General features: G+C 43.7%; 8 protein-coding genes. 1 reads left to right on the top strand and 7 read right to left on the bottom strand.

The genetic code is table 11. The annotated features are described in order from the left end of the window. Positions 1-51 precede the first annotated feature (51 nt). The 4 genes from WDM69_RS05855 to mutS form a co-directional block, all read right to left on the bottom strand. Positions 52-1,125 (bottom strand): threonine aldolase family protein, encoded by a 1,074-nt coding sequence (locus tag WDM69_RS05855; protein ID WP_240494841.1) that lies wholly within the window; start codon positions 1,123-1,125, stop codon positions 52-54. 45 nt (positions 1,126-1,170) lie between these two features. Further along, complete coding sequence (rlmKL, locus tag WDM69_RS05850) at positions 1,171-3,741, bottom strand: bifunctional 23S rRNA (guanine(2069)-N(7))-methyltransferase RlmK/23S rRNA (guanine(2445)-N(2))-methyltransferase RlmL (RefSeq protein ID WP_240494869.1); 2,571 nt, start codon at positions 3,739-3,741, stop codon at positions 1,171-1,173. Positions 3,742-4,047: 306 nt separating this feature from the next. Next, positions 4,048-4,371 carry a ferredoxin FdxA gene (gene fdxA / locus WDM69_RS05845; protein ID WP_078306793.1) on the bottom strand — a complete coding sequence of 108 codons (324 nt, stop codon included), beginning with the start codon at positions 4,369-4,371 and terminating at the stop codon, positions 4,048-4,050. 143 nt (positions 4,372-4,514) lie between these two features. Then, the gene (gene mutS, locus WDM69_RS05840; RefSeq protein ID WP_422393257.1) at positions 4,515-7,619 is read right to left on the bottom strand and encodes a DNA mismatch repair protein MutS; all 3,105 of its coding nucleotides are present in this window, start codon (positions 7,617-7,619) and stop codon (positions 4,515-4,517) included. 231 nt (positions 7,620-7,850) lie between these two features. On the opposite strand from mutS, the gene secA reads away from it, so the two are divergent. After that, entirely contained in the window at positions 7,851-10,715 is a 2,865-nt protein-coding gene (secA, locus tag WDM69_RS05835) for a preprotein translocase subunit SecA (RefSeq protein ID WP_338755106.1), read from the top strand. Between the two features lie 151 nt (positions 10,716-10,866). On the opposite strand, the gene WDM69_RS05830 is transcribed toward secA, so the two are convergent. The 3 genes from WDM69_RS05830 to WDM69_RS05820 all read right to left on the bottom strand — a co-directional run bounded on the left by WDM69_RS05830 (position 10,867) and on the right by WDM69_RS05820 (position 14,222). Further along, positions 10,867-11,436, bottom strand: coding sequence for a YsnF/AvaK domain-containing protein (locus WDM69_RS05830; protein WP_158077860.1), 570 nt, complete (start codon positions 11,434-11,436; stop codon positions 10,867-10,869). Positions 11,437-11,658: 222 nt separating this feature from the next. After that, positions 11,659-12,501, bottom strand: coding sequence for a DUF2382 domain-containing protein (locus tag WDM69_RS05825; RefSeq protein ID WP_078306790.1), 843 nt, complete (start codon positions 12,499-12,501; stop codon positions 11,659-11,661). Positions 12,502-13,031: 530 nt separating this feature from the next. Next, on the bottom strand, positions 13,032-14,222 hold the full coding sequence (locus WDM69_RS05820) for an acetyl-CoA C-acyltransferase (RefSeq protein ID WP_338755104.1): 1,191 nt from the start codon (positions 14,220-14,222) through the stop codon (positions 13,032-13,034). Positions 14,223-14,480 lie beyond the last annotated feature (258 nt).

The raw sequence follows: 14,480 nt of genomic DNA, 5'->3' as shown, positions 1-14,480 counted from the left end.
TCTTAGTTACATTGTCTTTGGGTACTTGATTGGGGTTGTTAATTTGTGTTGTTAATTTGTGTCGTTAATCAATGCCAACAGTTTGGCAACCTTATCCGCTTTGGTTGCCCATGAAGTGACAAAACGGGCAACTTTTTGCCCATTGTCTAATTCGTTCCACACATAAAAATGAACATGCTGGCTAAGTTTGTTAATCATCGCATCGTTTAAGATGACAAATACCTGATTACTTTGTACAGGGGCTTGTAACTCAAATCCATTAGTAACAAAGGCATTACCGATTTGAGTTGCCATTTGGTTGGCATGACGGCACAAATCAAGATATAAGTCATCTTTGAGCAGTACCATGAATTGCTGAGCCAAAATGCGACTTTTGGCGAGCAATGCTCCGTGTTGTTTTTGATATAGCGTGAAGTTTTGGGCAAATTCATGGTTGGGAATGATGATGACTTCGCCAAATAACGCCCCCATCTTTGTGCCACCTAACCAAAACATGTCGGTGTGGCGAGCAATGTCTGCCAAGGTCATGTCTTGGTGAGTGCTTGCCAATGCCGCCCCTAATCTTGCTCCGTCCATGAACAGATACATGCCTTTATCTTGACAAAACTGGTACAGTTTAGCCAACTCTTGACGAGTGTATACAGTGCCAAGCTCGGTGCTGTTAGAGATATAGACAACTTTGGGCTTGACCACATGGGGGCTAAGGGTATGGCGTTTGAGTACCTTTTCGATGGCAGCGACCGTCAATTTTCCGTCAGTGCTGTCAGCGGTGATGACTTTATGCCCTGTTGCTTCGATTGCCCCAGCTTCATTAACGGCAATATGACCGCTGTTGGCACAAATCACCCCTTCAATCGGTTGTAACATGGCAGCCAAACATACCAAATTGGTTTGTGTGCCTGCTGAAGCAAAATGAACAGACAGTGTCTTACCAATGGTTTGCTCTATCATTTGTCGAACTGTATTTGAGTAAGCGTCCGTACCATACCCTGAGTGTTGTTCAAGATTGGTGGCAGTCATTAACGATAAAATATCAGGGTGTCCGCCTTCGCCATAGTCATTGACAAAGCTGTATTTTTGCATTGTTTGTTGTATTGTTTGGGGGTCATCGTTGATATGGCTCATGGTTATGCTCCTGTGTTCATGACTTTTGTTTAGGGCGTGTTGTACCTATTCGACCTTTGCCATTTTTGCGACTTGCTTAACTTTGTTGGTTTTTGATTTGTCGGTTTTTGATTTGTTGGTTTTTGATTTTGGTCGTTTAGGGTTTACTGGTTGGGCTGTTTTTGTTTGTTTGTTGTTTTTTAGGTTGGCAATGGTTTTGTGGGTGATTTGATAACTGTGGTGAATGGGTTTTTTGTTGTCAAAATCAAATCCGATGGTCTGATGGGTAATGTCATTGACGTGATAACGTTGACGCAAGCTGTCATCAAGCTCAAACTTACTGAAGTTATTGGAAAAATACAACACACCGTCATTGTTTAGGCGGTTCATGGCACGGTTAATTAAGGCGACATGATCACGTTGCACATCAAATGTGCCTTGGAATTTTTTAGAATTTGAGAACGTGGGTGGGTCAATAAAGATGACATCGTACTGGCTGGTGTGTCCTTTTATCCATTCAAACACATCTGCTGTTATAAACTGATACTTGTCGTCTGATAAATCCAGACCGTTTAAGGCAAAATTTTGCTTGCCCCAATCCAGATAGTTGGCAGATAAATCCACACTGGTTACCGATTTGGCATTTGCCAATGCTGCATGAACACTGGCAGTACAAGTATAGGCAAATAAATTGAGCAAATGCTTGCCATGGCTTGCTTGCTTAACGAGCTGTCGCATGTTGCGATGGTCGATGAACAATCCTGTGTCCAGATAATCAGTAAAATTGGCGTACAGATAAGCATCGGCTTCTTTAATGACATAAAATTTGCTTTTTTTGTTGCTTTGCTTGCTGTATTGCTCATTGCCTGACTGACGGGTTCGAGTTTTGATAAATACGTGTTCACGATCGATTTGTAGCACATCACGAATGCCTTGCAGTGCCAAATGAAAGCGTTTTTTGGCGGTGTCAGCAGGAATGGATTTGGGAGCGGCATATTCTTGCACATGGGCATGATTGCCATACAAATCCACCGCTACCTTAAAATCGGGCAAATCAGCATCATAGATGCGTAAATTGGTAATCCCCTGTTTGCTTGCAAGCTTTTGTCGTTTGCTTAAGTTTTTTTGTAAGCGATTGATAAAGTCTTGAGCATCAGCAAGCTTGACGGGTTGTTTTTGGTATTGTCCGATGAGTGATTGAGCAAAATGACTGTCCACATTCAAGCCAGTTTGACAAAGTGATGGGTTGTTTTTTAAGGGGCTAGTTTTTAAGGGGCTAGGACAGCTCAATGTGCCATAACGGAAATACACGGTCAATGCCCCATTATGACAGCGTAACGTTTGGGGAGCATGAATGGGAAGCACATCGGCTTGCTCAATCTGTGATGCCAACACCGCAAGCGTTGGCATGGATAAATTGGTTGATGTGGATAAGTTGGTTAAAAAATGACCGCCAAACAAGTCATGCAAACGCAGTCCCAATCCTTGATACAAAGGCTTAATGACATCGATACGCTCATCGCCACCTAAGCGTTCACCATATGGAGGGTTGGTGATGATAAGGGCGTGATTGAGTTTACCTGAGCCAATGGCATCAGTTAACGCATGATTTAGCTGAGACAATGGACGTTGTTGTAAGGTGATAAGACCAACCAAATCACCCAAACCTGCACCAATCAGATTGCGGTGAGTGGCTTTGATGGCTTGGGCATTGACATCGAAGCCATAAATATTCGGTAACGGCAGCTCACCTTGAGCAAAAGCTTGCACACGTTGATGAAAGCGTTGCTGGGCTTCACTGACCATGCGTTGCCAAAGTATGCTGTCATGAAAATCACAGGCATAAAAGCCAAAGTGCGCTTCTGCTTTGTCCAACCCCACAGCATAATGACATCGCATCAATAAGGCTTCGATGATGAATGTGCCTGAGCCACACATGGGGTCAATCAAGGCGGTGAATGTGGGTGGGTTTAGATGGCTATTGGTTGTTTTGGTGGTTGTTTTGGCTTGGATATGGGTATTTTGTGTTTGGGTATCTTGTGTCTGGGTATTTTGGGATTCTTGGGTTGTCATTGTGTTGTGATGGTCGATTACGTCAGTATGCCAGCCCACTGTATAAAGTAGCCCTGCTGCTAAATTTTCTTTTAAGGGGGCATCAGTCATGGCAATCCGATAACTGCGACGGTGCAGACTGGTGCCGGATAAATCCAAATACAACAAGGCTTGCTTATCATTAACCGTTGCCACAAAAGCAAAATCAGGCTGTTTGCTGTCCACATTGGGGCGTTCACCCAAGGCATTATTAAAGGTATCGGCGATGGCATCTTTGATACGCAACATGGCAAATTGTTGATTGACTGGTGTCCGCTTGTCTACGCTTATTCGAATGGCAAAGCTGTTTTGAATGCCAAACAGCGATGTCCATTTGATGGTTTTGGCAAATCCATATAACTGCTCAGCAATGTCATCATGGCTGTTTAGGTCGTGCTTGCCAAGTGGCATCAGCACTCGTGATGCCACTCTTGACCACAAGCAAATGCGGTACATTTGTTCAAGTGTGGCGGTAACATTTAAGCGTCCGATGCTTGCGACATGACTGTCAATGCCAAGGCTGGCAAGCTCTATTTGTAATGGCATCTCCAACCCTTCAGCACAAGTAACTGTCAGCGACAGATGCTCTGATTGGACAAAAGAGGCGTCATCGTGATGAACTGAGTCATCATCATGGATAAGGGTAGGGAAATTAACGGGCATGGGCAAGGATTCTTATGTGATTATTAATGGGTATGATTATTAGTGGGTGTAGTTATTAGTGGGTGTAGTTATTAGTGGGTGTGGCTATTATTGGTAGATGTGGTTTTCATAACAATACCCGCATAAGCGGGCATCGTGTGTGTTGGATAGGGCAACTGAATCAATCGTTGAATCATCAACGTTCAAAATTCAACGCTCAAGATATTGCAACTTGTCTGCCACACCGTCCCATTTTTCTGCTTCTGGAAGGGCATCTTTTTTCTCGGTGATGTTTGGCCAAATATCAGCAAGCTCTTCATTGATTTTGATATAATTTTCTTGTCCTTTAGGCACTTCATCTTCAGAAAAAATGGCATTAGCAGGGCATTCAGGTTCACACAAGGCACAATCAATACATTCATCTGGATGAATGACCAAAAAGTTTGGTCCTTCATAAAAGCAATCAACGGGACAGACTTCAACGCAATCAGTGTATTTGCAACGGACGCAGTTATCAGTAACAACAAAGGTCATGGCAGGCTACCTGTTTCAATGGCCGTATTTAACGTAATAAAAACCAAAGTGGTCAAAACTAAAACGTAGTTAAAACGAAAATGATGAAAACCCTATTTTACGCCTTTTATTGGCATTTCTCAAATCACAACAAATGTTTAAAATTAAAGCGGGTCATCTGTGTTCAGCTGTTTTTGTAATTGATACAAATAATCCAACGCTTGTTTGGCAGTCATGTTATCCAGATTAACGGACGTTATTTGTTGGCATAATTCAGACCATGCTTGTTTGGCTGTTTGGTTGTCTGTTGTTTGGTTGTCTATTGTTTGATTGTCATCATTTGTTTTTTGTCCTGTTTGTCTTGTGTCGTTTTTCTTAAGATAGGCCTTGGCGTTGTCTAATACAAACGCTGGGATACCTGCCATTTTTGCCACATGCAACCCAAAACTTGAGTTGGCACTGCCTACTTTGATTTGGTGCAACAGCAGCAGTTGTCCATCAATCTCCGTGGCGGACACATGCACATTGCGAGCGGTGGGTAGGGAGTCTGCTAAAACAGTCAGCTCAAAATAATGGGTGGCAAATAATGTCAAACAGCCCAAGTCTGCCAGTGCCTTGGCACACGAATGGGCAATTGCCAATCCATCAGTGGTGCTGGTGCCACGTCCCACTTCGTCCATGAGTACCAATGAACGTCTGGTTGCTCGATTTAGGATATTTGCCGTCTCTATCATCTCCACCATAAAGGTGGATTTGCCCCCTGCCAAGTCATCTGCTGAACCAATACGGGTAAAAATGCGGTCAATGTTACCAATCACTGCCTGTTGTGCTGGCACATAACTGCCACAACATGCCAACAGCACAATAAGTGCAATTTGTCGCATATAAGTGGATTTACCACCCATGTTAGGCCCTGTGATGAGCAATAATGTCTCGGGGTGGCTAGGCGTGCCAAGCTGGCAGTCATTCGCCATAAACCGCTGAGCAGATAAGCTGGAGTAAGTTGATGGGTGATGGGGCATGTGTTTGCCAGTGGTGGCTAGGGGGGTGTGGGTAATTTGGCTTTCTAAAACCACATGGCGACCTGCTTGAATGTCCAAAATGCCAGTATCATCACTAAAAGTTGGGCGTTGCCAATGGTATTGTTTGGCAAGCGATGCCCAATTATTGATGACATCAACCTGAGCAAGGGCTTGAGCCAGAGTCTGCAAGTGGGTAATGTCGTCAAGCAAGTTGGTTAGTAGGGTTTGGTAAAGTTGCTTTTCGTATGCCAACGCTTGACTTTGGGCGGACAGATAGTCAGTTTCAAGGCGTTTTAACTCATCGGTAACAAATCGTTCATTATTTTTTAGCGTTTGGCGAGAAACAAACATGGTTGGTGCTTGTTTGGCTTGAGCCTTGGGCAATTCAAAATAAAAGCCAGTGACTTTATTATGGCCAGTTTTTAGGTTGGGTAGATTGTGCTGTTTGGCAAGCTTAACGGTCAGTTGTGCCAAAGTATCATCAATATGCTCATGCAAATGTCTTAGGCGGTCTAAATGCTCATCAAAACCTGTCTTTATCACGCCACCATCTCGTATGTGGGTAGGGGGTAAGTCTGTGATGGCATGGCTAAGCAGGCTGGCAATGTGTTGTAATTTGGGCTGGGCTGGGGGAAGTTGCTCTACCAATAACGCCAACAGCCCTGTTTGCTGATTGATAAATGTTGTGGTCAACCGCTGATGCAAATCGCTGGCGTGAGTGATGGCATCTTTTAGCTTAATCAAATCTGTGGGTTTGGCAGACCCTAAGGCAATGCGACTGCTGATGCGTTCCACATCGCCAATTAGGGCTAATTTGTCTGTTATGTCATCAGTCAATGTCCTATTTGACGATTCATTTGCTGGGGCATTAAGCAAATGGCTGACCGCATCAGCACGCAGGGCAATGTGATTTCGATTGGTCAATGGGCGTTTGAGTTGATTGCGTAACAGACGCTTACCCATTGGGGTTTGGCAATGATTGATGACTTTAAATAAGGACGTACCAGCAGGATTAACAGGGGTAAATAGCTCAAGATTGCGTTGGCTGATGTCGTCAATGACCAAATAATCAGCATGGCTTTCAACGTGTAGTTGATTAAGATGAGCGATGGCTTGGCGTTGGGTTTGTCTGGCGTAGTGTATCAAGCTTGCAATACTGGCTTGGGTAACCGCTTGGGATATTGAGCCATCAGAAGCATCTAAACCCAACCCTTGCAAGTGAGCCACCCTAAACTGCTGACGCACAGTGGCGGCCGCATGTTCTAAGCTAAAATCATTATGGGCAACTTCAATGACAGGACAGCTTAAATGTTGCTTTAGCCAATCTGCCAAATGATTTGCACCAGTTGTGATGTTGTTGGCTGATTTGTTGGGTCGCTGTGCATCAGCTGACTGATTTGACTTATCATCAGGTTCATCAGCCATGACATCAAAAACGCCATGCTGAGCCAAACGCTCACTGATGATACACTCGCTTGGGTCATACCGCCCAATGACATCAGCAAGCTGTGCCAATAACTCGTTTAGGCTATGACTGCTAAGACTTTGGCACACGATTTGTCCTGCACTTAAGTCCAATCTTGCCACACCGATGTCATACACAGTGTTTTTTTGATGATGACGCTTATCATACTTCTTATGAAACTTCTTATCAAATTTAGCAGAAACTGACATGACGCTTGGGGTTTGTTCTTGTCCGATAAGTGCATCATCAGTGAGTGTGCCTGCTGTCAGCGTTTTGACCACTTCACGTTTCATGATGCCATGGTTGGCTTTGTCAGCTTTGGTTTTGTCTTTTGTTTTATCATCTAAAATAAGATTTTTTGGGGTGTCTTCAACTTGCTCACACACCACCACCGTTTGCCCTGCAGCAATCAGTCTTGCCATATGGCTATCTGCTGCATGAAATGGTACGCCTGCCATGGCTATCACATTGCCTGCTTTATCATATCCACGTTTGGTTAAGGTAATGTCCAAAATCTGAGCAGCTCGCTTAGCATCATCAAAAAATAATTCATAAAAATCGCCCATGCGATACAACAGCAACGCATTGGGGTAATCTGCTTTTAAGGTCAGATACTGTTGCATCATGGGTGTGTGCTGACTTAAATCATAGGGCTTACCATGAATATATAAAATCTTATGACTGCCATCATCGGTCTTGTGAATGTCAGCAGGGTTAATGGGAGTGTCATTAATGGGAGTGTCATTAATGGGAGTATCGTGAGCGGAAGTGTTGTTTGGCATAACGTTCAAATCATAAAATAAAAAAATCAGCGATAGTGTAACATGTTTACCTGTTTAACCTTGTATCTATCTGAACCGTTACCATATATAATAGGCAAATTTATCACACGCCCCCATGTGTGATAACCCATTTTTTTATTATCCATATCAAGCAGACATTAAAAAGATGGGACAATGACAACAGACACTCTCTGTCATGGTCCATCGCATTGATTAATCCAGGTAAAAGTTATGTTACAAAAAGTCGTCAGCAAGGTCATCGGCACAAAAAACGACCGTGAACTCAAACGCATGCGTCGCAGTGTAGAAAAAATCAATGCCTTAGAGCCAACCATTCAAGCCTTAAGCGATGCTGAGCTAACTGCCAAAACTGCTGAATTTAAACAACGATATGACAATGGAGAAAGTTTAGATGGTCTGTTAGCAGAAGCCTTTGCGGTGTGCCGAGAAGCGTCCATTCGCATCACAGGAATGCGTCATTATGACGTACAGTTGATTGGTGGCATCACCTTACACGAAGGCAAAATTGCTGAAATGAAAACAGGTGAAGGCAAAACACTGATGGCAACTTTAGCGATTTATCTCAACGCCATCAGCGGTAAAGGCGTGCATGTGGTAACGGTTAATGACTATCTTGCCAAACGTGATGCCGAACTTAACCAGCCTTTATTTAATTTTTTGGGTCTGAGCATTGGCGTGATTTATTCACAACAGCCCCCACAAGAAAAAGTTGATGCTTATCAAGCCGACATCACTTATGGTACAAATAACGAATACGGATTTGACTATCTGCGTGATAACATGGTTTTTAGCCTTGATGAAAAAAAACAACGACCACTTAATTATTGCATCATTGATGAAATTGATTCCATCTTAATTGACGAAGCTCGTACCCCACTTATCATCTCAGGGCAGGCTGAAGATTCTGCCCACATGTACCAACTCATCAACGACATTATTCCCCGTCTTAAACGCTCCAAAGATGAAGAAGCCAACAAACATAACGAAGATGAAGACTTTTGGGTTGATGAAAAAAACCGCACCATAGAAATCAGTGAAAAAGGCTATGAAAAAATCGAAGATTTTTTGACAGAAAAAGGCCTACTTGCCGATAATGAAAGTCTTTACAATCCAAGTCGCTTGCCTTTACTGGCTCATGTGCAGGCAGCCATTCGAGCCCATCATTTATTCATCAAAAACATCAACTACATTGTTCACGAAGGTGAGGTGGTGATTGTTGACGAAAACACAGGGCGAACCATGCCGGGCAGACGCTGGTCAGAAGGCTTACATCAGGCGATGGAAGCCAAAGAAGGGGTAGACATTCAACCCGAAAACCAAACCATGGCAACCACCACCTTTCAAAACTACTTTCGCTTATATGACAAACTCTCTGGCATGACAGGCACTGCTGACACCGAAGCGGCAGAATTTAAATCCACTTATGATTTGGACGTGGTGATTATCCCCACCCATCGACCCATTGCTCGCATTGACATGGACGACCAGATTTTTTTAACCAAATTGGGTAAATACCAAGGCATTATCCGAGAAATTCAGCAAATCCAACAAAAAGGCGCCCCCGTTCTTGTCGGTACTGCCACCATTGAAGCCAGCGAAGAGCTGTCTTACCTACTGGATCAAGCGGGCATCAAACACAACGTATTAAACGCCAAACAGCACGAACGTGAAGCGGAAATCATCGCCCAAGCTGGCAGCCCAAAAGCGGTTACCATCGCCACCAACATGGCAGGGCGTGGCACAGACATCATTTTGGGTGGTAACTGGTTGGCCCAAATTGAAAACCCAGATGAGCTTAGCGTTGCTGATAAAGAACAATTGAAGCAATCATGGCAAATCAAGCATCAACAAGTGGTAGAGGCAGGTGGTCTACACATCATCGGTTCAGAACGTCACGAGTCACGCCGTATTGACAACCAACTCCGTGGGCGAGCAGGGCGACAAGGTGACCCCGGCATGTCACGATTTTTCTTATCATTGGAAGATGACTTGATGCGAATATTTGCAGGTGAACGTGTGGTGAACATGATGCGGTCGCTTGGACTCAAAGAAGATGAGGCCATTGAGCATAAAATAGTGTCTCGTTCCATCGAAAATGCTCAAGGCAAAGTTGAAGCACGAGATTTTGATGCCCGCAAAAACTTGCTGAAATATGACGACATCGCCAACGAACAGCGTAAAGTCATCTACAAACAGCGAGATGAGCTGTTGGCAGAATCTGAACTTAAAGATGCCATCATCGACATGCACCACAGTGTCTATCACGCATTAATCGACCAATTTATCCCACCAGGCTCTATTGAAGACCAATGGAATATTGATGGACTGGAAGATGAACTGGAAGATGAATTTAAAGCCTACATGCCCATCAATGACTGGTTAGATGCTGATAGACGTTTGGACGAAGAAGCGTTAAGAAATAAAATCATTGATACTGCTTTGCTCAGATTTAATCAACGCCGTGAACAAATGGGTGAAGAAAATGCCAGTCGCCTAGAGCGACATCTGATGCTTCAAAGTCTTGACCGCCACTGGAAAGAACATCTTACCCAAATGGATCAATTACGCAAAGGCATTCACTTGCGTGGCTATGCCCAAAAAAACCCTGAACAAGAATATAAACGAGAATCATTTGATTTATTCCAGTCCATGTTAGGGGCTATCCGCTCAGACACAGTGCAAGACTTATCCCGTGTGCATGTGCCTACCCCAGAAGAGATTAAAGCCTTACAAGAAGAGCGTCGTTTGGCAGCCGAACGAATGCAGATGCAGTTTGAACATCAGCAGGCAGGCAGCTTGATGGGTGGTGAAGCAGACACTCAGCCCATCAATCACCAATCACGTCCACGCACCAATATGAGCATGACCTTTCAAAAAGGCATCAGCTCAGCCGCCACTGCCATGATGCAACAAGGACAAGCCACCCAAACAGCCACCAATACCCAACGGCAGGGTACTGACAGCATGGATAATAACCACAGTGCCAATCCTTATGCTCATCTCAACCTCAGTCGTAATGCCTCTTGTCCTTGTGGTTCTGGACTAAAATACAAGCAATGCCACGGCAAACTTTAATAGAACTGATTATAACAAAAACAATCGAACACAAACAAAATCCCTGGCACTGTTGGGGATTTTGCTTGGTCAATGGCTTTAAGTCAATGGTTTTAAGCTTAAGCGTCATTACCTGTCTGTTATCCATTGCTTTTTTTATTGATTGCTTTTTTTAACCATTGTCATCTGTATCAAACCGTTTCTCATCAATGTCCAACACTTCATGACGCAACTGATAAGCCACTTCTTCGATATGGTGATGGCTGATGGTATCAATGTTAATGGCTTCAGCAACATAAGTCTGTGTGCTGATGGTGGCAACATCTTTAGCGACCTTTAACTCGATAGGCTCGTTCCCTAAGACACGCATCTCTCCATTGATAAGTATCTGAATGGGGTTGGCTTGGGTTTTGTTTTCGACAAACACATCATCTGCATTGCCATCAAACAATGCCTGATGTCCACGGCTATCTATCTCAATGATTAGCGTTTCTTCAGTCAACTCAACTGGCACATGCACAACCTTATTTTCTGTGCGTTTACTGATACGAACCTTACCTGTGATGACCCGTTCTTTATTGACAATTGCCCGCTCTTCTAATAACTCTAATGTGTGTTTAGCCGATGTTTCATCTGTTTGTTTTGATTGATTATCCACCATGTTATTGGATTGGTTATTTAGCTGGCTATTTGGCTGGTCATGTGATTGGGTTTGGCCATTTTGATTGGTTTGATTTGGCATGATTGTGTCCTTTTTGCCTGTTGTCTGCTGATAAATCATCAATGATTAAGTCATTCATGATTAGGTTGTCAACGATATGATTGATGACTGATATGATAAAAAAAGCCAGAAAGCATCTGCTTCTGACTTATAAGAACCACTTAAACAACAACCACCAAGCCAGGCAGTTGTTGTTTTGGTATGGTTATGGCATGATTGCTGGAATCAGACCATCGTTTGGGATTATTTGTTACGATATTTGCGAACATCATCAGCGGTGATGTCATCACGAGTAACGATGTTGCCAGTTTTATCGACGATGTTACCATCATTATCAACATCTAATTCTTCACGGCGAATGGTCTCAATGATGGTTTCAACATGACGTTCTGTGGTTTTACCAAGGCTGACTTCTTCGGTCACATAGGTTTGTTTGGACACATTGGCACGCTCTGCTTCAAGCTGAACTTCAACAGATTCAGTTCCCTCACCGATGGTACGGTCAGTTGGTCGGTTCACTTCGTTACGTTGGATATGGGCACGCTCTTCTTCTAATTCAACTTCAACTTTGCGGTCTTCAGAGACGACATGCTTGCCAATCTTAACCAATCCAGAAACGATGCGGTCTTTATTGACAGTCAAACGCTCTTCTAATAACTCAAGGGTGTTAGGGGCGTTGTAATGTTCTTCTTTAAGGTCAACACGCTCTTCATCGGATAATGTATCAGCCACAAAAGCTTGGCGATCTTTTTGGTATTGCTCATCATAAGAATACTGATAATCTTCATCATAAGCTTCCATGGACTCAACTTGAGCTTTGGTTAGTGAGTCAAAGAACACATCATCACCAACAATACGAGCCAACCCAGCTGGCACCAATACCAATTTTTCACTAAACCAACCACCAACATCAGTGATTAAGTAACGGATTTTGCCAGTGGTGTCTTCTACCAACGCACCATCAATTTTACCCACTTTATCTTCATTACGGGCATAGGCAGTTTTGCCAGTTGGGTTGTAGTAATCATCACCCAATAAATCGGCGTGAGTGGCTTGAATGTCTTTTAAGCGAATTAACTGACTCATAAATATTTCCTTAAATTATCGTTGGTATGACCTTTCTAAAATTAACATAGAACAGAAAGGGAAGGGGTTGTGAGTGGCTGAATACACTGTTATTATCCAGCATATTAACCAATCCTTTGTACAAAATGATGGATAAAAATTCATTGATGATAATCAATCATCTGATTATCGAAAATCCATCAACCATCAATAAAAAAACCATCAATGAAAATCGGACATTTTGATTAACTTGATGACTGTCTTAATAATGCTCATTGTTTATTTGAATGATGTTCATCTTATCAATGCAAGGTTGATTGAACTATAGGCAAAAAGTAGCAAAGTGTATAAACTGGTGAATAAAGGGTATCTTTGAGTAAAGGTATGTTATCCAATGTAACCAAACTGATGCCAGTAAAAAAAGACCCCTGTTTTGGGGTCTTTTTTGTTAAGCATGTACTAAAAAACCACACACTAAGATATGCTAAGTTAACCATGCCACATTAATCGCAGGTTAACCGTAGCATGTGGTAAGGTGTTCATACTAAGGTTTAGAGCATCTCAATGGCAACCGCCACCGCTTCACCACCTCCAATGCACAAGGTTGCCACGCCTTTTTTGCCACCTGTGCGTTTGAGTGAGTTGATGAGTGTCCATAAAATACGAGTTCCAGAACAGCCGATGGGGTGACCTAACGCACAAGCGCCGCCTTCGATGTTGACTTTGTCATGGTCAAGGTTAAACTCGTCCATTGCTGCCATGGTTACCATGGCAAAGGCTTCGTTAATCTCCCATAAATCGACATCATCAGCTTGCCAGCCTGTCTTTTTTAGTAATTTGTCAATGGCACCAACAGGGGCAATGGTAAACTCACTGGGGTGGCGTGAGCTGGTGGTGTGAGCAACGATGTGAGCCAGTGGGTTTAAGCCTTTTTCTTTGGCAAGGCTTTGTTTCATCAGTACGACGGCAGCACCACCATCTGAAATGGAGCTTGAATTGGCGGCGGTGATGGTGCCATCTTTGGCAAATGCTGGGCGTAAGTTGGGTATTTTATCGATTTTGGCATTACCGGGTTGTTCGTCGGTGTCGATGGTGATGTCGCCTTTGCGAGTGCTGGCGGTAACAGGAACGATTTCGTCTTTAAAATGCCCTTTAGCAATGGCGTTGTTGGCACGGTTTAATGACTCGATGGCAAAGTTATCCATTTGCTCACGAGTGTAGCCTCGTTTGTCTGCCATTTCTTGAGCGAATTGTCCCATGAGTTTATTTGTTTCTGCATCTTCTAAGCCATCAAAGAACATGTGGTCTTTGACTTCTTGATGCCCCATGCGATAGCCAGCTCGAGATTTTGGCATCAGATAAGGGGCGTTGGTCATCGACTCCATGCCACCAGCAACGATGATGTTGGCACTGCCTGCGGTGATGCTGTCGGCAGCTTGCATGACTGCTTTAAGACCTGAGCCACACAGTTTATTGATGGTAACGGCGGCGGTGTCATCAGGCAATCCTGCCTTACGCATGGCTTGTCTGGCAGGGCCTTGACCAACACCAGCACTTAAGATACAGCCCATGATGACTTCATCAACATCGGCAGGTTGTATGCCAGCACGTTCAACGGCAGCTTTAATGGCAGCAGCACCAAGTTCTGGTGCGGTCAGTGGTGATAAGTCCCCTTGAAATCCACCCATGGGAGTGCGCGCACCACCTACGATGACAATTGGGTCTGTGGCATTGTTTGACATGATTCATTCCTTTATTAAACAGTGTGTCATTTGACTTCCTCCCCTCCCTATCGTTCGGGGATTCCTTCTGCAAGACGGTGAAGCCCCACCGCAAGCCTAAGATAGTGGCAACCGCCCGTACATCTTAGGTTCTTATTTTAAGCTAATCCTACCGTTAGGATTGTCATAGACACGAATTAGCTTAAGTGTGTGTTTGGAAACGTCTTACCAGTTAAGTTACTGCGCACTCGCAATTTAGTCTTAACTTAACTTTGGAAT

The sequence above is a fragment of the Lwoffella lincolnii genome, from assembly GCF_037201985.1.
In the GTDB taxonomy this organism is placed as follows: Bacteria; Pseudomonadota; Gammaproteobacteria; order Pseudomonadales; family Moraxellaceae; genus Psychrobacter; species Psychrobacter lincolnii.
The sequence above is the reverse complement of the archived record's forward strand: the minus strand, read 5'-3'. Positions and strand labels throughout refer to the sequence as shown.